This is a genomic window from Armatimonadota bacterium (assembly GCA_016789105.1).
In the GTDB taxonomy this organism is placed as follows: Bacteria; Armatimonadota; Fimbriimonadia; order Fimbriimonadales; family Fimbriimonadaceae; genus UphvI-Ar2.
The window spans coordinates 86,785-107,844 of record JAEURN010000011.1 but is presented as its reverse complement, the minus strand read 5'-3'; the positions used below and the strand labels follow the sequence as shown (position 1 = coordinate 107,844).

Here is a 21,060-nt window from a genome sequence, read left to right as displayed (position 1 = left end):
TCCTTTTACTTTCTTTAAGGCAACCGCATTCGCGCCCGGCAATGCTGGCAAGGGAGGCCCAAAAACCTGGTATTTGTACCCCGTCCCCTCAATGGGCAAGCAGTATCTTGAGACGATGAATTGCTTGATGAGGAGGGGTGGCGTCGTTGTGCTCACCGTTTTTGCCGCCCTGGCCGGAGCTGACACCCTGCGCGTCGCCACCTGGAATGTCAGCCTGTTCGACGGAACGGATGCCACCCAAAACGCTGGGATCCAAACCGCCGCCTACGGGGTCTTTTCCGGGAGGACTTTCCGCCCCGACGTCATTTTTGCCCAAGAAATCCAGAGCGCGACGGCGGCCAACACGTTCAAAAACTTGCTCAACACGGCCAGCGGCAGCACCGGCGACTGGGCTGTCAGCTTTGGCAGCCTGACCGGGACGAGCGTGACCAGCGACACGGCGATGTTCTACCGGACATCCAAAGTGAATTCAGTTTCCGCCAACCTCGTTTTGGCCGCCGGCGGAACCTCAGCCAACCCCCGCGATGTCTGGCGCTTTGACTTTTCGCTGACCGGGAATGCCGCAGCGACGGAAAAATTCGGCGTCTACAACAGCCATTACAAGTCGGGGGCAACCACAGACGATCAAAACCGCCGACTGATCGAAGCAGACGCCATCAGATCCAATGCCAACGGGCTGGCCGCCAATTACCAAATCATGGCGGTCGGCGACTTCAATATGCAGTCGTCTACCCAAGCTGCGTACCAATCCCTGGTTGCCTCGGCCGCTCAAAATCGCGGTCGCTTCTTTGATCCCATCAACACGCCGGGATCATGGAACGGGAGTAGCACTCTCAGATTCGTCCACACCCAAGACCCGACCGGGGCGGGCGGCATGGATGACCGCCACGACCAAATTCTGATGGGTTCCGGATTCGGCGATGGAGTAGGGACCGAATATGCTGGGGTTTGGCAGCAAGCCTATTCCACAACAACCTGGAACGACGCCAATCACAGCTACCGCGCTTGGGGCAACGACGGGACGAGTCTCAACTCCAGCCTCACCGTCAGCGGGAACGCCATGGTCGGTGCCACCATCGCCCAGGCCCTGAAGGATGCCGCAACACCGTCCGGCGGGCACCTGCCGGTCTTTGCGGACATCAACTATCAAGCCGTCCCCGAACCCGCCAGTATGGCTACTCTCGCAGGAATCGCTCTGTTGGTTGCGAGAAAGCGCAAAAACTCCTAATAAAATGCGAAAAATGCCCCTTCACAGCCGGGTGAGGGGGCACAATCGTTTGTCCCGGTATCCTCTTTAAAGACGAAATGCGCATCTGCGACGGATTCGGGGCCGGTAACCCAGGCTTCTCGTTTGAGTTTTTCCCACCAAAAACCGGGAATGGCGAGAAAAATCTGTTCGAGTCCATCGGCCAACTTGCCCGGCTCAGCCCCCACTTCGTCAGTGTTACCTGTGGTGCTGGCGGGTCCACCCGCCGCAAAACCGTCGATTGGGCCGAAAAAATCCGCAACGAGCATGCGCTGGAACCTATGGTCCACCTCACATGCCTGGGCGTTCCCGAAAAGGAAATCCGCGACACTTTGGAGGATGTGAAAACTCGGGGTTTGCTCAACATCTTGGCCCTGAGGGGCGATGCCCCGGTCGACGGCTCACCTGCCGAACCTGGTTTCTGTAATTTTGCCGCCGAGTTGGTTGGGCTCATCCGCAAAGAGGTACCCAACGCGTGCGTCGCGGCCGCCTGTTACCCCGAAAAGCACACAGAAGCGGTTTCCAAGCAGGCCGACTTGGACGCCTTGAGGGCCAAAGCCGACGAAGGGGTCGATTTTTTCATCACCCAACTGTTCTTCGACAACGACAAGTACTTCGAATTTGTGGGCAGGGCCCGGAGTGTCGGGGTCACCCAACCCATCATCCCCGGGATCATGCCCATCCAGGGCGTGGCGCAGGTGCGCCGGTTCACCGAGATGTGTGGGGCAACGATCCCCTCCCACCTACTCAAACTGCTGGATCAATATGAAGGGGCGCCGGCCGCCGTCTACCACATCGGAATTGCCCACGCCATCGCCCAATGCACAGAACTCCTGGCCGCCGGTGTCCCGGGCATTCACTTTTATACGTTGAACAAAAGCCCGGCAACCCGAGTTGTTGTCGAAGCGTTGCGGGGTTAACCGGGCAGGGCGGCCTGGATCGCCAACTCATAGGTCAGCCAGGCGTTTTCGACCAGTGAACGGCGGCTGACTTCTTCCTCATGGGTGTGGATTTTGTCCATGCCGGTCGCAACCACAATGCAGGGGATCCCCATGGCATTGATCTTGTTGGCGTCGCTCCCGCCGAGAGTCGTCCTCAACGCCGGTTCAAATCCACAAGCCCGGCTGGCGGCAAAGGCGGTTTGGATCACCGGCGCATCTTCTGGCACCGTGTAGGCGTGGTAGTGCCGCTCGTGGATGATTTCCACTTGGGCACCCCAACGGGCGGCCGCGGATCGGCATTTCTCGATCATGTGCGCAATCTGGGCATCCAATTCGGCTTCGCTTGTGGATCGGGCCTCGCCGCTCAGGTGAACCCGGGCGGGGACAACGTTGACTCCCGTCCCGCCGGTGATAAGGCCGAAGTTGGCTGTCGTTTCCGGGCCGATCCGCCCCAGTTTCATCCCATAGATTGCCTCCGCCGCCACCTGGATGGCCGAAATCCCATCCTCCGGGTGTTTGCCGGCATGGGCGGGCTTCCCGATGAACGTCACCTCCAATGCGTCATGCGTCGCCGTGCGGTTGACAAAAGTGCCGACCGGGGGGCCGGTGTCCAAAACATAGCCGTAGTCGATCCCCAGGTCCTTGAGATCGAGGGCCCCCGCGCCGAGCAATCCGACTTCTTCGCAAACGTTGAACAGCAAATAGATATCTCCGTGGGGGGGCCGGTTCGCCTGCAAAAGCCGGACCGCTTCCAATATCGCGGCCATCCCCGCCTTGTCGTCCGCGCCGAGGATTGTCGTTCCGTCGGACTTGATCAGGTCGCCCTCTTCGACGATCTTCAGGCCGGCCGTCGGCTCGACCGTATCAAAATGGGCGCTAAAGAACAAAGTTGGGGCCCCGGGTTTGGTCCCCGGCAGTTTGGCGATAACATTGCCCGCGTTGCCGCCAACGACCGCCGCCGCACCGTCTTCCCAATGCTCGATCCCCATCGAACCCAGGATCCCCGTGACGTAATCAACGCAGTCGCGCTCGTGTCGGGAAGGGGCGTCGATGGAAACCAACGCTTTGAAAAGAGCAACCAAACGCGCTTCATCAACCATTCCGATGCTACTGGCCACTGTTTTCCACCTTGATTTTAAAGGGCGTGGCAAAAGCCGGGTCCCCATACAGGGCCAGGGATTCCGCATACGCCGCGCAGCTTGGTTGGGGATGAAAGGCAGTGCTGGATTTCCCCCAAATCACGACGAATTCGTTTTGCACCCATCCCGGCGGTGGATAGAGGATCAACGTGCCGCCATCCCGGTTGACAATGGCTACCGATTGGCCAATCCGCTCCACCCGGATCTTCTTCCCAGGTTTGGGCGAGGGGTCACAAAGGTAGTAGTGGGTTTTCACCCGGTCGTCGGTCTGCGTCCAAAACAGTTTTTCGGGTGCGGTGGCCCGCTTTTGCTGGAGCAACTCGTCGGGTTTATCGCGGTCGGGGACGAAGTGGCCCACTCCTTCCAAGATTGCAATTCCCCCAGGGAATCCGCCATCTTCGGCTTGCCATTCCTTGCGTTTGGCCGAGAACGCTTTCATCCGGTCGAACCGGCCATAGGCCGTGTCCAAGGCACCGTTGACCGTGGTGAAGTAGAGGTTTCGGAGGTTTTCGCCTTCCGTTTCTCCGTCCGTCGGGGCGCCAGAGCTTGCATTGGCGGCGGCAAACCGGTGGGGGATTTTGGGTGCAATGACAAACACCCCGTACCCACCGTGGGAGGCCCCCGTTACCACAACCCGGCTGGCATCGACATTCCCAAACAGCTCAAACGCCAAGATGAGCCGCTCGATAACTTGAGCGATGCTGTCATCGTAAAAGCCGTTCCATTCATCGTTGGGGGCCCGCAACGCACAATAAACATAGGGGGCCCGTGCCGGCGCATCGTTGTAGTACTTGCTGAACATGCCCTCCCATTGGCTGTCGTTCATCTCCTTGGGTCCGCTCCCGCCACCGTGGAGCGCAATGACCAGGGGCATCGGCTGGCCAGGCACTTCTGTCCCGACGACCCTCCACTTGAATGGGGCGGTTCGGTCGTCCGTGCGGATCTGGCGTTCGGAGAATTCTTTTCCAAGGGCGGCATGCATTGCCGACTTGCGGTAGGCGTCCCAAGCCGTTTTTTTGAACTCCGGCTTCCAATCGATAGAGGACAAGGCCTCAAATCCCTGCCGCCGGGTCTCCGCATTGGGGCTGAATGCCATGGCGAAAGCCGCCGGGGGTTCGATTTTTTTCGCCTGAACCATCAGGATCGTCGCAAGGGCAAGGAGCATCTCCCCCAAGTCTACAAGAGAAATTTTCGGTTTGGGCCCGCTCCACCCATGGACCTTGGGCCGTCACTAGTGCTATAGTGACTGAGAGTGGCCGGGCAACCGGCCAGGTCACCTCGAATCACGAGAGGATCACGGATGAAGAGCATGGTCAAAATGAGCCTCGCCGCGGCTGCAATTGCGGTACTCGTCGCCCCCGCCGCCGCGCAATACGAAAAGCCGATGGGCATGTCCCTCCGCGCTGGGATCTTTATGGCCCAAGGCGACGGCAAGAAGTTTGAAGGGAAGAACTGGTTTACCATCGGGCTGGAAAAACAGCTCAAGGAAATCCCGTCCGACAAAGCCGACTACATGGCCCACTGGAGCGTGAGCTTGGATTACTACGGTAAAGGTGGTTTCAGCAACGTGCCGGTGCTGTACAACTATGTCGGGCGAACCAGCGATTTCTACTACTCGGTCGGTGCCGGCGTTGGTTTTGGCCGGACACAATCCGCCGGGAGTGACAGCACCCTCGACTTCAACTATGCGTTTGCCGTTGGCCGCGACCTGAACTTTGGCGGGAACCCGTTCTTCGTCGAAGCGCGCTACTTCGGCTCTGGTCGCACGGCTCTCTCCGGTTTCGCCTTCGTCGGCGGCATCCGGTTCTAGCCACCCTTAAGGGTGGGACATAACCCCTGGGCCTGCACGGCCTGGGGGTTTTTATCAGGTTTTTGGGCCCTACCCCGATCCGGTGAACTCCTTGGCCCGTCCAGCGTTTACCCAAAGTAGAGCAGCCATGAGCCAGTGGTTAGGTGCGAGCAAAGTGGCGTCCAGGCACGACTTCGACACGGCGGCGGAACAAGCCTTAGTTGCCAAATGCCGGCAACAGGATTACGACGCCTTCGGAAAAGTTGTGGACGCATACCAGAACCGGGTATTGGGGTACGTCCGCCGATTCGTCCGGAACGAAGAGGAGGCCCTTGATGTCACACAAGAGGTGTTCATTAAGGCATTCCAAGCTATGGCCGGGTTCGATGGACGCGCCAGTCTGCGAAGTTGGCTGTTCAGGATCGCCCACAACCTGTGCATCGACAGGGCAAGGAAAAGGGAACGGTCACCGGTCGAGCTCAGCATCGAGCCAGCCACTGAAGGGGACGAACAGTTTGAGTTTGCCGACCAACGGTGGGATCCGAGCCGGCAGATGTTGGCCGAAGAAATGGCCGTCGTCATTGAACAAGCCCTGGACACCATGAGCGATAAGCTCAAGACCGTCCTGCTTTTGCATGACCAAGAAGATTTGGGGTACGAAGAGATCGCTCGGTCGGTCAACGTGCCCGTCGGCACCGTGAAAAGCCGGTTGTTTTTGGCCCGGGCACACATGCAACGCGTTGTGCGGGCTTATTTGGATGGTCGCCCAGGCGGGGAATCACCCGCAGCGGGAGCTACGAAATGCTGAACGAAAAACTGTTGAAAAAACTCATCGGCGAAGAACCGCTCGATGCCGCCGAGCACCTTGCTCTGGAGCAAGCACTCGAAGCCGGGGATAACTCTTTTGTCGCCGAATACTTGAAGTCTTCCGAGGGGCCAGACCCTAGCATGGCTTGGAGGAGTAGCCTCAACGAGCAGCTCCGACAAATCGCGCCCAAACCCAAACGGCACGTGTGGAAGTGGGTCGGGCTCGGCGGACTTGTCTCGGCCCTGGCGGTGGCCTGTGCGGCCGTCGTGTTCCTGAATTCTCCCAAACCGGTCAGCGTGGATGACGGAACCATGGCGGTCAACACCCCGGACAACCAGCCGGATTCGGTCGAAGGGGGATCAGAATTGGGACGGGCCCTTGCGACGGCCCACCAATCGGATGCCGCCCAAATCACAGTCGGCGTCCGGAGCCCGCGCCCGTTCGCCCGGTCGATCGCGGTGGGCAGACTTGACACCCGGGATTGGTGAACCACCATTGATGACAAGAATCGCGCTCACGGTTTGGGCTTTGTTCGGGGTCATGGCCTCCGGACAGGCGCAATCCGTTAGCCAGGTTGCGGAAAGGGTTGAGAATAGCCTTGGCACTGTCCGCTATGCTGCCGTCCGAGTTGTCCGGATCCGGTCCGTTAACGGTGTCCGAGAATTCGAAGAACGCGTCCTCCGCGCCGGAGGGAAGCAGTACATCTCCTATCCCCCCGATTCCGAATACAAAGATGTGAAAATCTATGAGCGGGACGGCAAACGCTACACCTACAACCGGACAACGAACGAGATGAGGGTGGCCCCCTCCCGGGCCGGCGCGTCCGAAACCGTTGCCACTCTCCGGAGCCCAGAAGCAGCAAATTGCACGCCCAGGGTCGGCGAGACAGTGGCCGGACGGAAGACCATCTACATTGAAATTCCCGCCGGAAAGCGCGGAACCCACCGCCTTTGGATCGATGCCGAAAAATATGTGCTGCTCAAACGGAGCTTTGGATCGACGCAAGGCGACGACATAGTCGGATTCGAAATCCTCAAAATCAATTTTGAGGACAGGTTCTCGCTTTCAAAACTCGACCCTCCAAGGGATGCCAAAATCATCACCGTTGCCGACGATGTCCGGCGCCTTGCCCGGGAAATGGGGCTGAAACCCATGATGTTGGCCCGGCCCGGAAAACTGGAGTTGGTTTCCGCCGGGCAAATGGAATTCCGCGGAAAGTCCATCCTCCGGCAGTTCTATTCCGACGGCGAAAGGCGGGTCAGCCTTTTTTTGATGCAGGAAACTAGCGACCAGGTCTCCCTGCCCAAATCCGACCGGGTCCATTCCTACCGCTGGAACGCCGCGGGAATGACTCTGGTTTTGATCGGTGACTTCACTGAAAGTGAGCTGAAACAGCTCAGCCAGTTTGTCAAGACCTAGGCGATGGGAACCAGAGACACCACACCCGGTGTTCCACCGTCATAATAGTGGCACGGCGAAATGGCAAAGAGCGCCCCTAAGAAGCCGGTGCCCCGCTCCAAGAAAGGGGGGTGGTGGCGCCGCATCCGCATCGTCGGTATGGTTTTCGGCATTATTTTCATGATTTTGTTCATGGCCGGATCGGTTGTGGCCTACAACAAACTGCAAAAAGCCGAAAAGCTCATCCCCAAACTCGGCGCCGTCATCGAAGAGCTCAACAACACCCCTTCCGTCATCAAATCGGCCGACGGGGTCACCCTGTATTCGCTCCAAGCCGAATATCGGCGGTCTGTGACCCGGAGCGAGATCCCGCAAGTCGTCGTCAACGCCATCCTTGCCGCAGAAGACAAACGGTTTTACCAACACGAGGGGGTTGACCTCCAATCCTTGGCCAGGATCGTCGTCGTCGCCGCGCGCGAAGGCGGCGACACCCACGAGAGTGGGGGGGGCTCAACTCTTTCTATGCAGTTGGCAAAGCGCGTGTTCACCGGGGACAAGCGGACATTTGACCGGAAGCTCGACAACATGGCTCTGGCCATCGCCATGGAGCGCGACAAAACCAAGGATGAGATCCTTACCCTTTACTTGAACCAGGTGTATTTCGGCGAGAGGGCGTACGGGATCAGTGCGGCCGCCGATGTCTACTTTGGCAAAACTCTCGACGAACTCACCTTGTCTGAAGCCGCCACTTTGGCGCGTTGCGTCCGGCGCCCCAGCGACGAAAACCCGGTGAGGAACCTGGCCGCCGCAACCAAGAACCGCAATTTGGTCCTTTACACCATGTTGGAAGAAGGATGGATTAGCCGCAACGAATACCTTGAAGCCAAAGCGGAACCCATCAAGGTGGCAGCCAGGAAGCCCATCACCGTTAGCGGGCAAAAACTCCACCCCTATTTTGTGGATTACGTCCTGAACGAACTGGCCAAAAAAGGCATCGATATCAGCCGGGGCGGATACACCGTCGAAACAACCCTGAACACCAAATACCAAAACCTGGCGGAAAAAGGCGAAGACAAGTGGTTGGACAGGCTCAAAGGCTACCGGGTAAACCAAATGGCGATCTTGGTCACCGACAACAATGGCCGGATCTTGTGCATGGTTGGCGGCCCGGACTACGAAAAATCCGAATTCAATATGCAATGGATGGGCCCGGGTCGGCAATTGGGGTCGGCCATGAAGCCGTTCGTCTACCTCACCGGGCTCGACCGCGGGATTTATGGGGAAGGGTCGACGATTTCCAGCGCCCCGATTTTGAAGACCGGCACCCGAACCTACGTAAAGGGCGGTGCCAACAAGGGGTACCAATCCATCACTTCGGCGCTTGCGTGGAGCAATAACACCGTTGCCGCCAGGGCGATCGGCGAAGTTGGCCCCCAAAATGTCCTCAACATGTGCCGGAAGAGCTACGGCTTCCGGCGGAGCAACCTGCAAGCCGTCCAAAGCCTTGCCCTTGGCTCGGGAGAGGTCTATATGACCGAAGTGGCCGAGGCTTACAGCGTCATCCAAAGTCATGGCGACCGTTACCCGACCTACGCCATCGAACGCGTCGTCGAACCCGATGGGAGCATCCTCCCGCTTGCACCCCGCCGGGCCGCATCGGTTGTTTCAAGTTCGGCAGCCGAATTCATCGACCTCGCCCTCCGGCAGGTCGTCATGGGCGGAACAGGACACGAAGCCCAAGGCGTCCGCAATGCCCGAGGCAAAACCGGCACCACCAGCGACCACAAGGACGCCTGGTTCTGCGGCTATACCGACAAACTCATTGGGATCGTCTGGTGCGCCAACGAGCAAATGGTCGACGGCAGACCCAAAGCCGTTCCCATGCGGGGACTGTTTGGTGGGGAAGGACCAGCAAGGGTCTGGAATGATGTGATGGGCGACATCCAAGATGCCCTCGGTGAAAAATCCCGGCCCTTCAACAGGCTTCAACATGTCGAACCGTCCTCCTCCGACGATGCGCCGGATCCGGATAAGGTTCCAGAAGATGACAACATCACCGTCCCAGACCAGCCGACAGAGGAGGTGACGCCTGTTGTCAAAGATCCTAACGAACAGCTACCGGTCTCCCCACCTGACAACGGGGGCGATGGGGCCGGCAATGGCGAACCCCCGCCAAATGGCGGGACCAAACCTCCGCCCGGAAACCGGGACAACCGCGAAGTTGTTTATGTGACTGTCTGCGCTGATTCGATGCAGCGGGCCACTGCCTATTGCAACGAAACGGTGAGGAGGCCATTCTTCAAAGGTTCTGAACCCCGAGGAATGTGCCCCTTGCACGGGCCTGCCACCGAACATAATGACTTTGCCGCCTACAACGGTTTCCGCGACCTTTTGACCGATGTCCGTCATCCATTCCCCGACCGAGCGCCGCATGACCACGAGATTCTTGGTCGTGCCCTTGGTCTTATTGCTCTTCTTTAGCGTCTCAATCGCCCAACTCTGGTACTTGCAGATCGTCTCTGGCGACGACCTTAAGGAACAAGCCAAGATGACCGGGCTCATCGTTGACCAAACCATGGCGCCCCGCGGCCGGATCTACGACCGCGAAATGAACATCCTGGCCAACGTCCGACCCAGCATTGTCGTAACGGCAAAACCGGCCATTGCCATGCAGAAACCCGAAGTGCTGGACCGGCTGGCCACCATCTTGGGCACCACCCGCGCCAAGTTGGAGTACCAAATGCGACAGCAGTGGCACAAATCCAACTTCCCGGTACCGGTTTTTGTCGGGGCGACGATCCAACAGGCAGCCCTGATCGCTGAATCCGGCGAGGAATTCCCGGGGATCGGCGTCCAAAGCCTCCCCATGCGGGAAACAGTGGGAACGGCCGCCCTGGAACACATTTTGGGCAACGTGTGGGTGCCAACCGAAGCGATTGAACAAGAGCTTAAGGATTCGGGACAGGAGTTCATCCCGCCCTATGTTGGCCGCGACGGGGTGGAGCGCGAATATGAGCAGTTGTTAATGGGGGTGCCAGGTTCGACGACTTACACTTTGGATCGGAAACGCCGCCCCCTCCGGGCAGTCATGTCCTCGTCACCTGTGCCCGGGGAATCCTTAGTCCTCTCCCTCGACCTCGCCACACAGCAAGTGGCAAAGGAACAGCTGGCCGGGCACAAAGGGGCCGTTGTGGCGCTTGATCCAAAGACCGGTGAAGTCATCGCCATGGTGTCGTCGCCCGGCTACGACCTATCGATTTATGATGGGGGCCTCACCCAGGCGGAATCTGATTCCGTCAACCAAAACCCCGACCGCCCTCTGTTGAAAAGGGCGATCGCCGGACTTTATCCGGCCGGCTCAACCTTCAAAATCGTCACCACATTGGCCGCCTATATGGCAGGAAAGTTCAACCCGCGCGAGCAAGTCTTTTGCCCTGGGTACCTGACCGTAGGCAACCGGCGGGTCAAGTGTGAGAACCATCCGGCCGCCAGTTACGATTTCCGGTGGGCGTTCACTCGCAGTTGCAACAGCTATTTCGGGCGCCTCGGGCAAAAGGTCGGCGTGGACGGGTTCACAGCCGTCGCCAAACAAATTGGCATTGGCGTGCCCACCGGGATCGATCTACCCGGGGAAAAAGCCGGGTTGATGCCTGATGCCGATTTTGTGCAGAAAACACATGGCCGGCCGTTTTCGTTTGGGGATGCCAACAACGTCGGCATCGGGCAAGGCGATTTGCTTGTCACTCCCTTGCAAATGGCCTGCATCGCCGCGTTGGTTGCCAATGAAGGGACAAACTACCGGCCACACGTCGTGCGGGCCCATTTCCCCCGGGGGGACAAATCACAGATGGAGGTTTACCCGCCGGAGGTTTTGCATACCTTTAAGGCCGATTCTTGGTTCTGGGCGACTCTGAAAGACGCCATGCGCAACGTGGTTGTCGCCGGGACCGGCAAAGCGGCGCAAATCCCCGGTATCCCCGTGGATGGGAAAACGGGGAGTGCCGAGAATTCCACAAACCGACACACCCACGCCTGGTTCGTCGGCTTTGCCCCGGCCGATGACCCCAAAATCGCCTTTGCCGTCATCGTCGAAAACGCCGGCCATGGCGGAACGATTGCCGCGCCCATTGCAAAAAAGGTCATCGAAACCTATCTCCGACCCCGCGATCAGAAGGAAAAGTCCAAAGCGCCGGAGATTTCCGTCAAATTAATCCCAGACGACGAAGGCCCATAAAGACCTTTTAGGGTTGCCAACGCCTCCTTCGCCCGTTTTTGGGTTTCCTCGACGTCTTGGCGGCTGACGCCGCCATATTCGGGGTTTTGGTCGTTGGTCAACCGCTTGACCAGGGGCGCGGTCACGCTCATGAACCTCGCGTACCCGGTCAGGGCCTCTTCCAACAGCCTGATCTTTTCTTTGCGGTCTTCACTGTCGCCTGCCAATATCAAGCGCGCATCATAGGTCTCGGTGGGGACGATCTCGGGGATTGCGCGGACTTTGAATGAAGTCTGCAATTCAACCTTGATCAAATCGCGACAAGCTTCGTCAACCGCAGATGTATCCCCTTTTTTTTGCAGAAACTGTATTTTCAACCAATGGGCATTCAAATTGTTCGGGTCAATCCTGAACACTTTGTTGTTCATGGCGATCGCTTCATCGACCTTGCCTTCTTCTGCCAAAACACGGGCCGCCGAGCGGAGCAGCCGCGGCTGGGGCATCGCCTCTGCCGCCTGGGTCACAAGTTCGGCGCGCTCTTTGGGGCTGCTGGATCCATAAAATCCGGCCAAGTAAATGGCTTCCGGATCTCCAAAGCTATTGGCCTTGATCACACCCGCCGCCTCGACGGCTTTGGCCGGGTTGAGATCACGGAACACCGCGGTGGCCAAAACAGACTTATTGGCTTCCGAGGCGGCGAAAACCGCCAAACCAACCAATGGGAGGGCGCAGGTGAGGGTGGCAATGGCAAACCTCAACTGCCGAGGCACCGACTCTGGGGATGTCCCATCGGTGGAAAGTTGCAAGGTTAAGCCGACCAAAATGAACAATAAGAGCCCAGATCCCATGAACGAGAGATTGCTTTCGACAAATCCGTGGCCCGCCAACCCGATGGCCGCCCCCAACAAGCCGGCCCGGAATGCAACCGTTTCCCCCGGCTGCTTTCGTATCCCCCGAAAGGCGTAAGACACCCAAAAGACCGCTGTCGCGAGATAGAGTATCAGGGCTAACCAACCGCCTTCCACCGCGAGTTGCAGATAAGATTGGTGGGCGAAAACTGTCGATTCGATGATCCCAGGTTCGGCAGAATAGAACCGGAAGGTTCCCGGCCCGGTGCCGGTTGGGTGTTTGGCCGCAATCGCGACTGCCGACTTCCAGAGGTTCTGCCGAAAACCGACACTTTGCTCGGCACTGGCCCCTGAACCGATCCGCACCAGCGCCCCGCCGGCAGGGGTTTTCGGGGCGGATGCGGTTGCCCCCAAACCGATGGCCAAGCCCAGGGCAAGTGCGGCGATTCCGACCCCCAACGGCCGTTTGTCTTTGCCCGAAGCAAGCAACACCCCGCAATAGATCGCAAAACCCAACCCAAAGGCCAAATAGCCGCCCTTGGATTGGGTTAGCACAAGAGCAGCCAGGCACGCCGAGGCGCCGATAACCGGAAGGAGCTTGGCGATCCCCGGCGTCCGGCCACCAAGCCCAATATTGACAAGCGCGCCGCACACAAAAAGGCTGGCCACGGCGTTGGGATTGTTCCAGCCGGCAAAAATCCGATGCGTGGGCTCGATGGCCATGACCTCCAGGTACTCCCGCACCCCCAGGAGCGCAACCCAAGCCGCCGAAACCCCGACTGCCGCGGCGACGATCACGGCTCCGCGGCCGCGTCCGACCGTGCCTATGGTCAAGAAAAGGGCCCCGCCATAAACAAACCAAGTGAGCCACTCTCCAAACGAAACGTAGTGGAAGGAGCCGAACAGGATGGCGAAACCCAGCAGAAAGACAAAAGCCGTCAAGGTGCCGATGATTCTGATATTGGGCAACTGGATCACCCGGTCCCGCATTGCCATCAGGAACAAACCGCACAGAATCGGCGCCCCAACGATCAGCCGGGCCAAATAGGGAAGGGCCCCTCCGCCAAACAGCTCGCCGAACATCCCCAAGTCGATTGGCCTGGCTTCTAGCGCCACGTGGCCGCCGACAAGAGGGGCCAAGGCGGCGGCAAACACCAAGAGCCAAAAATCCATTCCCGGTTTTGATTTCGAGTCTTTGGTCATCGCCGAATCTTCCTCCTCAAAACATCGACCTTATTCTTCACCAAAAATATCGAGGCGCGCGCAGAAAGCGCGCAAGCGGCAAATGCCAACAAAAAGGGCCTGGCAACGGCGGGTGCCTCGCGGACATTGTGCTTTTTGTAGTAACGGAACATCGAACGGTGGAACCGGGCGATCATGCGGTTTGGGGCTTTATCCGTGCTCCTGCCAATCGCATGCGTGATCACGGCCTGCGGGCAATACATCACCTTGAACCCCGCATTCCAGGCCCGCTTGCACCAATCCACGTCTTCGCAAAACATGAAAAGAGAATCGTCCAAGGGGCCGATCGCTTGCAAGCAATCGCCTCGGATGAAAAGGGCAGCTCCGCTGACCCAATCCACTTCGCGGGGTTCTGAATGACCCCAATCTTGCATCAGGTAATCCTTTGTGTACCGGTTGTTGGGGAATAACTTGCCTAGAAGGGTGTTCCGGAATGCCGCCGCTACTGGGTTTGGGAATCGGCGGCACGAATATTGGAGGGTGCCGTCGGGGTTCAGCAGTTTTGGGCCGACGACCCCAGCTTCTGGGTGCGTGGCCATGAATTCCAAAATTGTCCCCACCGCCCCCGGGTGGACAACCGTGTCGGAGTTTAAGAGGGCTTTGTGTTCGCCACTGGCATGCTTTAGCGCCAAATTGTGCCCGCCGGTGAACCCCAAGTTCCGCGATTGAGCGAGAAGGGTGAATTCAGGGAATTCTGTCGCAATCATCTCGGGCGAACCATCTTCGGAATTGTTGTCCACCACGATCACCTCGAATTCTGCCTCCGTCCCTGATTCCCGCAGACTTTGGAGGCATGCGCGGGTGTCGTCAATCGTGTTCCAACTGCAAATCGTGATGCTAAGGGGCAAATCCCCGGCTGAACCCGCGGGATCGGACGATTGCCCCGGCCACGCTTGCCGCGGCGATGGCGGGAAGGGCGAGTCGTCGGATTCCGGTGGCATGCTTGTCAAAGTAACGGATCAGGCTCAGGTGGGATTCCCAGATCATACTTTTTCGAGCCTGCTTGGTGCTTGCCCCGTGATGGTGGAAGATGGAAAGATTGCTTTCATACCAACAGTGGAATCCGGCCAACTGCATGCGGTAAAGCAGGTCCACTTCGTTAAAGTAAATCGGGAAATCTTCATCAAATGGCGACTCTGGGTCGCAAAACTTGCCCAAAACGGACCGCCGGAACAAAAGGTAAGTCCCCATGGGTTGAGGGGCTAATTGGCTCCGCGCATAATCGAACCCCGGCAACGAATAGGAACCCAACGGTCCGGATGGAAACCGCCGATCCAATCCGGTCAGCATGCCCAAAACCCCCAAAATCGTTGGGAATCCGCGGACAGACCGTTGAACTTCACCATCTGGTCCAATGAATTTGACGCTCATTGCCCCGCAATCCCGGTGGCTGGCCAAGCAAGCGGTGGCCGCGGCCAGATTGTCATCTGGCAACTCTGTATCGGGGTTGAGGAGCAGGATGTACTCGGATTTTGCCGATTTGAGGCCAAGATTATTGCCCTTGGCATAACCCAGGTTGACCTCCTGGGCAAGCAACTCGACCCCCGGGAATTCGGTTCGGACCATTTCGGCCGAACCGTCGGTCGAGGCGTTGTCGACGACGATCACCCGGCTTGGGAGCATTGATTGAACCTGCAACGAGGCCAAACACGCTCTCAGCTTCTCCCTGGTGTTCCAGTTGACCACCACGATATCGACCATTTCTCGCGAAAATTTACCAGTCGGCGAACTTCAGCGGTGCCGACTCGTCTGCAAGGGTGCCGGGGTGGCACAGAACCTGTGTTGGGAGCCGCGCCCGGGTCCCTGGGGGGCAAAAGTGGTATAAAGGCCTGGGATCTACCCATAAAGATTGCCGGCGCTTTTTACCCTGCCGCACAAAGGAGAGAACTGGGAAACACATGAAGAAGCTGATCACGGTCGCCATCGCTACCTTTACGTTGGCCATGGCAGCCTTTGCGGCAACCCACACGGTTGGCAAAGGGGAAAACGATTACACGATCGCAAAGAAATACGGGATCACCGTGGAGCAACTCCACAAACTGAACCCCGAAGTCAACTGGAACCGGCTACAAGTCGGCCAAAAAGTCACGGTCTCCAAGGCTGCAGCCGCTAAGCCGGCGCCCAAATCCACGCCAAAACCCAAGGCCCAGGTGGTTGGGATGAAAGTCAGCGGCAAAACGGCCAAGGTCGCCAAATCGGACGTGATCTTGCGTAATGGGCCGGGAACAGATTTCAACCGCATCGCCCGGCTGAACAAGGGGCAAACCGCCGAGGTTCTCGAGTTCAAAGACAACTGGTACAAAATCCGGTTTGAATCGGGGACGACCGGCTGGATCCGACGCGACATGGTTTCCGTCACGGATTCTGCCCCGGTTGCCACGGCAAAGCCGGCCGCCTTGCCCAACACACCCGATTCAAACGCGCGTCCCACCATCACCAACGTGGAACCCGCAAAACCCGCCGAAGAACCTGCCAAGCCCGCCGCCACGCCGCTCAAAGTAGAAATCACCGGCGACGACGTCAATGTTCGCAAGGATTGCTCGACAAGCGCTCCCAAAATCGTGACCGTGGATAAGGGTCGGGTAGCCGACGTCCTCCTGCAAAAGAACGGTTGGTACAAAGTCAAGTTCGCCCATGGGACGATTGGTTGGGTTCACGGGGATTTTGTCCGCCCCACCAGCCCCACCGCCACCGACCCGGTTCCCAAACCCAAGGCTGCCCCGGCCGCTTCTGGTAGTGCTGCTGCCCTCATCTCCACGGCCAAGGATCAAATGGGCGTGCCTTACAGCTGGGGAGGGACCAGCCGCGGAGGTTTTGACTGCTCCGGATTTGTGCAGTATGTCTTTGCCAAACATGGGGTCAACTTGCCCCGCACCTCGATTTCGCAATCCCAAACCGGCCAAAAGGTCGCCCGCGAAGACCTGCAACCCGGAGACCTCATTTTCTTCATCACCCGGGGAAGCCGTGTGAGCCATGTGGGGATCTACATTGGCAACGGCCAGTTCATCCACGCGAGCAGCGGCGGCGGGCAAGTGCGGATCGACAATCTGAGCAAGGATTACTACAACAAGCGCTACGCCGGTGCCCGCCGGGTCGGCAAGTTTGATAGCGGCGTGCTGGACACGGCTAGAAAGGAACTTGGCCAAAAGGCGATCCCCGAATACGAAGGGCCCAACCCCGACCTCCCATAACTGGGGTCCCATCGGCGGTTGCAAGGGTCTGCCGCCGATGGGCTAGAATGGAGGGCCCTGACACGTGCTCCGGTCGTCTAGCGGTTAGGACGTCGCCCTTTCACGGCGAAGGTCGCGGGTTCGAATCCCGTCCGGAGTACCACACCTGTTTAGGTTCGAACTGGTTTTTCACTTAGGTTCAAAATCAGAAATAACCGGACGGGATTCGAACCATGGAGTTCCGAACGAGTACTCTTGACCTCTTCCATCACACTCTTAAACTACTATTGCGACTTCCTGGGACTTGACAAGCTGGATTGCCCGGTCGAGCAGTCCCACTTCGTAAAGCTTAGAAGCTATCTTCAGTGTTCAGCCGCCGACAGTATTTTTATGCTGGAAGCCCCTAGATTGAAGGGCTAATCCCTTTATAATCACCTCTTACTCACCCCCTCTACATTGCCGTGTTTCTAAGAGGGGGCAGATTCAAGGCACTTGCTGATGATAGCGCATGTTTCGGATACAATCGAATCATGCTTCATTTGCCTTTGTAGGAATTCCTCTATGACTATTCGCACAGAATTCGACGCGGTATCGCTAAAGACCTTGTTTGAGTCGAGCGGCCAGGACTTTACTGTAATCGTAAAGAGGTGGGCACGGGCATACGTTCCGCTTGTCGGCGGTACTGAGAGCATCAATGGGCAAACGAATTTGGGGGATGGCGGAATCGATGGCTACCTCACGTTCCCTGACACATGGCAATGTCCTTTTGGGTTCAAGCTTGCCGAGAGTTGCGTAGTGCAGCTTAAGGCAGGTGAATTTGTTAAGTCGGTCGCAGAAGAGGAGCTTACAAAAAAGGCAGCGGAGGGCACATATCGCATCAGGGATGACATCGAAGGTGGCAAGCAAGTGCTTTGGTTCGTTGGCAAGGCATTGGCCGACGGAGACCTTACCAATGCAGAAACTGACCTAAATGCCATCATTGACAAGATAAATCCTGATGCACCAAACGGGCTAATCATTGACCTTAATCGGTTGGCCGAGCTTCTTTCTGTCACACCAGTCATTGCTATAGAGCACTTTCACCCGAATTTCGGATGCGTGACCAGTGAAGTGGAATTATCCAGCAACCGACATAGCGACTTACCTAATTTTGCCCCTCCGCCAGGTCAGGAAGAATTTAAGAAAGAGCTCGTTCAAATCGCGCAAAGCACTGAAGTCGGCAGAAAAATAACGTATCGATACGGAGCGCCAGGCACAGGAAAAACCAGACGTGTTTTGGAAGCAGTTGTCAATACTGCTCAGCTAGGTGGCACCACCCTATACTTTCAAAATCCTAAAGATGCAAAAGCCTTCTTGAAATTCGCTGAGCAACATCGAATGAGTGCTTTTATCATCGTGGATGATTACCTAGACGACTCCAATGATGAATCCAGAATTGGACTGGAAGATATCCCAGACAACGTCCGTTGCCTCTTAATTGGTCACGGGCAGAACATCCGAACTAAACGCCACGAAGCGCTCTCATTTGATCCGCTCGGAGAAGAGGGGCTTTTCGCATTGCTAAAGGGCCGACATCCTACGCTAACTGAAGGCGCTATCACACAACATATCAGAGATGCTGGGAGGAACATTAGGCTGGCAAACATTTTCTGCACTCATCTTCGTAATGATTACAGCAATATCGATATTTTCAAATTATTGTTAGATATTCAGAAAGACAAGCAAAATATCCGCGACTTAAAAGTATTTATATGCCTTTCACTCGTGAAGTTCCTAAAAGCAGAAGATCGGACAACGTTCTGCGAACTTTCTGAAATCGACGAAGATCACTTCAAGGAAGAGTGCCGAATATCCTCGACATCAAACATGCTGATCCAGCATAACGAGCATGTCAGTTACATAAGTTGCAATAAATTGGCATACTTGACACTAATCGACACTTGGGCCAAGAGTCGAAGAATCATTGAGCATATCCTTGGCAATCCCGGCCAATTCCGCGGTCAAATTCTCGAACGGTTGAAAGAGCTTCCCGAGTGCGATGAGAAATCGGAAATGCTCGCTTTTTTTAAACCAGCCATGGGAGACCTCACCCTGTCTTCTATGGCCAATGGCATGGGTCATGAATTTGTTCAGCTAATGCTGGCAACGCCCGAGGAATATTTGCCAATCCTTGTCAAATGCGTCCTCGATGCTGGAGAAGGCATCAAAGAGTGGCTTTATGAAGGCGAACGATTCGGACGACGTGAGCTGATCGATCCCTTGAAAGACTTGGCGCAATTCGCGCAGTACTTCGAGCAATGCGAAGCTGTACTGTTTCAATTAGTCAAGTATGAGATTGAAACGCCCTACGTGAACGACTCTACAGCTGCCTGGTGCGACTGGTTCAGGCCGTACTTCGATTATACGATCTACCCTTACCAAGAACGGTTAAGCCTGCTCGAAAAGCGAATTCAGGATAATCCGCGTACCACGATCCCCAAGCTTGCGAAGATCATTTCAAACCTTTTCCCGCACACCGGACTAGGAATTCCTTCCAGGGTTGTAGGGGGAAAGGAAGCTCCGCAACGGCTCCACGACCAAAAGCTCTATTTAGCGCCCTGCCGCCTGGCCGTCGAAAAGTATCCAAATATCATTACAACGGCCCTACAGGATGCAACTGATGAAGAAAGAGAACTTCTCAGCAACGCTGTCGCAGATGGAGTTCTACGTTGGATTTCGTTTTCGGGCGATACTTCCGGGGTGCTTACCATCATGCAGAGCCCGAAATTTTCAAACGTAGCTCGCCAAAAAGTTGAATTCACATTGAAGAAGATTGCTGCGCTGAAAGATTTACGTGGGAAAGCCCGCGAAGAGCAAGGACGAGACCTAGAGGAGTCGTCTACCTACTACGAAAAAATCGACGTTATCCTAAATGCTATCAGCAGACCGGATGATCTGAAGGAATTGGCCTTCATGCTTCAGGATGACTTCATATTTCATACGAACGAAAAGCTATCTCATGAGGCAGTTGAACTCGGCAAAAGGATAAGCGAGAGCGAAGAGGTCTTCCGGAGGGCGATTGACGTTTTTGCGGACAAAACCAGCCCAGGTGGGCGCGAACTCGCGAAGCTGTATTGCCCGCTGTTTTCGAAGAAACAAAGGCTAGAGGTGCTTCGGGTTTTGGCTCACAGCGAAGGTAGCCAGTTTCTATATGCTTTTGTTTATGAGTGCGCTACGAACGACCATGAGTTCAAAGATGCGGCACTCAAGACGGCAGATTCTATCAAAGATGAGAATTGGGTCGTCGCCCTGAACCTCTTTGACAGACTTGATTTAGCAGCAAGTTTCAAACTCCAGGCGAGCTTGGTTGGCTCGGGGACTTTGCCGGTTTCGGTTTTGGGAAGAACCTACTTGCGGGATTCGAACGACGTGTCCGAGGAGTTATGGGAGCTGATCGATATCGCTCATTCAAAAATGCTCGAGGGCGATCTCGATGCCGCTAACGCATGCATTCACATTTCGGGCGAGTTCATAAGGGTTGGCATGATTGACGACAAGGTCGTTGGACTCGCCTTGACGGCGTTGGAGTCAGCGAGTGCGGCTAGGGACACCATGGCCGACTACGTTTGGCAGGAAGTTGCGGAGAAATTAGTCGAATCGGCTCCCGAAAAAGTCATTGAGATTGCTTCCCGTGGTGAGCTCGAAGAATACTCGAAGTCTGTTCAACTTTTGGCAACTTTGGCTTCCAATCACGGCGACCGGGTTCTCGCAAGTTTAGAAAACCGCCTCGCTAATGCTTACAAGGCACCCTATGTGCTCCACGGATCTTTGGAATCAATCGTGGACAGGATCGATCCAGCAGTATTTCAAAAATGGATGGCCCGTCAACCTGACTCCGTTCTCGTTAATTTAGCGGGACACTTGCCAAACCCCGAGTTAACTGACGGTATGCCGGTAATCCATCCAAACACCTTCGCATACTGGAGCCAGGTTCGAAAGAATTCGCCAATTTTCAAGGAAGCTCTGGACGAATTCACCGCGCATACGTGCAGTTTTGGCTGGACAGGCTACGGGGTGGAGCTATTCGCTCGGCATATTGACCTTGCGAACGCTTTGATTACGCACGAGCTCGATGGTATTAGGGTGTGGGCAGTGATATTCAAGGCCTCTGCTGAAGAACATCTGCGCAGAGCCGAGAAGAGCAAAACGATGGATCAGGCTAGGGAGGATACTCGCGGATAGGCTAAAAGCGTTGTAAGTGTTTTGACAATGAATCCACGCAGTAAG

Annotated in this window: 15 protein-coding genes and 1 tRNA gene; 11 read left to right on the top strand and 5 right to left on the bottom strand. The window is 56.5% G+C overall.

What is annotated here, in order from left to right; all coding sequences use genetic code 11:
* Positions 1–115: 115 nt before the first annotated feature.
* A complete protein-coding gene (locus JNM28_13365) occupies positions 116–1,228 on the top strand; it encodes a hypothetical protein (protein MBL8069430.1) in 1,113 nt (370 codons plus the stop codon).
* 77 nt (positions 1,229–1,305) lie between these two features.
* Positions 1,306–2,166: a methylenetetrahydrofolate reductase [NAD(P)H] gene (gene metF / locus JNM28_13360; protein MBL8069429.1), complete on the top strand. Its 861-nt coding sequence runs from the start codon at positions 1,306–1,308 to the stop codon at positions 2,164–2,166.
* Here the strand turns inward: metF and JNM28_13355 are convergent.
* Both JNM28_13355 and JNM28_13350 read right to left on the bottom strand, forming a co-directional pair.
* Entirely contained in the window at positions 2,163–3,305 is a 1,143-nt protein-coding gene (locus tag JNM28_13355) for a M20/M25/M40 family metallo-hydrolase (protein MBL8069428.1), read from the bottom strand. The genes metF and JNM28_13355 overlap by 4 nt on opposite strands.
* Positions 3,295–4,491: a hypothetical protein gene (locus tag JNM28_13350; protein MBL8069427.1), complete on the bottom strand. Its 1,197-nt coding sequence runs from the start codon at positions 4,489–4,491 to the stop codon at positions 3,295–3,297. The genes JNM28_13355 and JNM28_13350 overlap by 11 nt, the downstream gene beginning before the upstream one ends.
* A gap of 135 nt (positions 4,492–4,626) precedes the next feature.
* On the opposite strand from JNM28_13350, the gene JNM28_13345 reads away from it, so the two are divergent.
* The 6 genes from JNM28_13345 (at position 4,627) to mrdA (ending at position 11,555) form a co-directional block, all read left to right on the top strand.
* A complete protein-coding gene (locus JNM28_13345; GenBank protein ID MBL8069426.1) occupies positions 4,627–5,136 on the top strand; it encodes a hypothetical protein in 510 nt (169 codons plus the stop codon).
* A gap of 127 nt (positions 5,137–5,263) precedes the next feature.
* Complete coding sequence (locus JNM28_13340; protein MBL8069425.1) at positions 5,264–5,923, top strand: sigma-70 family RNA polymerase sigma factor; 660 nt, start codon at positions 5,264–5,266, stop codon at positions 5,921–5,923.
* Complete coding sequence (locus JNM28_13335; protein ID MBL8069424.1) at positions 5,917–6,411, top strand: hypothetical protein; 495 nt, start codon at positions 5,917–5,919, stop codon at positions 6,409–6,411. Before JNM28_13340 ends, JNM28_13335 begins: the two co-directional genes overlap by 7 nt.
* Positions 6,412–6,421: 10 nt before the next feature.
* Positions 6,422–7,342, top strand: coding sequence for a hypothetical protein (locus tag JNM28_13330; GenBank protein ID MBL8069423.1), 921 nt, complete (start codon positions 6,422–6,424; stop codon positions 7,340–7,342).
* A 60-nt stretch (positions 7,343–7,402) separates the two neighbouring features.
* A complete protein-coding gene (locus JNM28_13325) occupies positions 7,403–9,802 on the top strand; it encodes a penicillin-binding protein (GenBank protein ID MBL8069422.1) in 2,400 nt (799 codons plus the stop codon).
* A complete protein-coding gene (mrdA, locus tag JNM28_13320; protein MBL8069421.1) occupies positions 9,753–11,555 on the top strand; it encodes a penicillin-binding protein 2 in 1,803 nt (600 codons plus the stop codon). The genes JNM28_13325 and mrdA overlap by 50 nt, the downstream gene beginning before the upstream one ends.
* Here mrdA and JNM28_13315 read toward each other — a convergent pair.
* Genes JNM28_13315 through JNM28_13305 form a run of 3 tightly spaced genes read right to left on the bottom strand, consistent with a single transcriptional unit; the run spans position 11,489 to position 15,325 of the window.
* Positions 11,489–13,585, bottom strand: a complete 2,097-nt coding sequence (locus JNM28_13315) for an O-antigen ligase family protein (GenBank protein ID MBL8069420.1) — start codon at positions 13,583–13,585, stop codon at positions 11,489–11,491. The two genes, mrdA and JNM28_13315, sit on opposite strands and share 67 nt — an antisense overlap.
* Positions 13,582–14,472 (bottom strand): glycosyltransferase family 2 protein, encoded by an 891-nt coding sequence (locus JNM28_13310; GenBank protein MBL8069419.1) that lies wholly within the window; start codon positions 14,470–14,472, stop codon positions 13,582–13,584. The genes JNM28_13315 and JNM28_13310 overlap by 4 nt, the downstream gene beginning before the upstream one ends.
* Positions 14,462–15,325, bottom strand: a complete 864-nt coding sequence (locus tag JNM28_13305; GenBank protein MBL8069418.1) for a glycosyltransferase family 2 protein — start codon at positions 15,323–15,325, stop codon at positions 14,462–14,464. Before JNM28_13305 ends, JNM28_13310 begins: the two co-directional genes overlap by 11 nt.
* Before the next feature lie 197 nt (positions 15,326–15,522).
* Between JNM28_13305 and JNM28_13300 the strand changes: the two genes are divergently transcribed.
* From JNM28_13300 to JNM28_13290, 3 genes are all read left to right on the top strand, one after another.
* Positions 15,523–16,815 (top strand): C40 family peptidase, encoded by a 1,293-nt coding sequence (locus tag JNM28_13300; protein ID MBL8069417.1) that lies wholly within the window; start codon positions 15,523–15,525, stop codon positions 16,813–16,815.
* Between the two features lie 66 nt (positions 16,816–16,881).
* A tRNA-Glu gene (locus tag JNM28_13295) sits at positions 16,882–16,957 on the top strand.
* A 398-nt stretch (positions 16,958–17,355) separates the two neighbouring features.
* Complete coding sequence (locus tag JNM28_13290; GenBank protein MBL8069416.1) at positions 17,356–21,015, top strand: hypothetical protein; 3,660 nt, start codon at positions 17,356–17,358, stop codon at positions 21,013–21,015.
* The last annotated feature ends 45 nt before the right edge of the window (positions 21,016–21,060 follow it).

Excerpts from the sequence above, each read along its gene's own strand:
- JNM28_13365 (MBL8069430.1), top strand. The coding sequence starts at position 116 with ATGAATTGCTTGATGAGGAGGGGTGGCGTCGTTGTGCTCACCGTTTTT.
- metF (MBL8069429.1), top strand. The coding sequence starts at position 1,306 with ATGCGCATCTGCGACGGATTCGGGGCCGGTAACCCAGGCTTCTCGTTT.
- JNM28_13350 (MBL8069427.1), bottom strand. The coding sequence starts at position 4,491 with ATGCTCCTTGCCCTTGCGACGATCCTGATGGTTCAGGCGAAAAAAATC.
- JNM28_13345 (MBL8069426.1), top strand. The coding sequence starts at position 4,627 with ATGAAGAGCATGGTCAAAATGAGCCTCGCCGCGGCTGCAATTGCGGTA.
- JNM28_13340 (MBL8069425.1), top strand. The coding sequence starts at position 5,264 with ATGAGCCAGTGGTTAGGTGCGAGCAAAGTGGCGTCCAGGCACGACTTC.
- JNM28_13335 (MBL8069424.1), top strand. The coding sequence starts at position 5,917 with ATGCTGAACGAAAAACTGTTGAAAAAACTCATCGGCGAAGAACCGCTC.
- JNM28_13330 (MBL8069423.1), top strand. The coding sequence starts at position 6,422 with ATGACAAGAATCGCGCTCACGGTTTGGGCTTTGTTCGGGGTCATGGCC.
- JNM28_13325 (MBL8069422.1), top strand. The coding sequence starts at position 7,403 with ATGGCAAAGAGCGCCCCTAAGAAGCCGGTGCCCCGCTCCAAGAAAGGG.
- mrdA (MBL8069421.1), top strand. The coding sequence starts at position 9,753 with ATGACCACGAGATTCTTGGTCGTGCCCTTGGTCTTATTGCTCTTCTTT.
- JNM28_13315 (MBL8069420.1), bottom strand. The coding sequence starts at position 13,585 with ATGACCAAAGACTCGAAATCAAAACCGGGAATGGATTTTTGGCTCTTG.
- JNM28_13305 (MBL8069418.1), bottom strand. The coding sequence starts at position 15,325 with ATGGTCGATATCGTGGTGGTCAACTGGAACACCAGGGAGAAGCTGAGA.
- JNM28_13300 (MBL8069417.1), top strand. The coding sequence starts at position 15,523 with ATGAAGAAGCTGATCACGGTCGCCATCGCTACCTTTACGTTGGCCATG.
- JNM28_13290 (MBL8069416.1), top strand. The coding sequence starts at position 17,356 with ATGACTATTCGCACAGAATTCGACGCGGTATCGCTAAAGACCTTGTTT.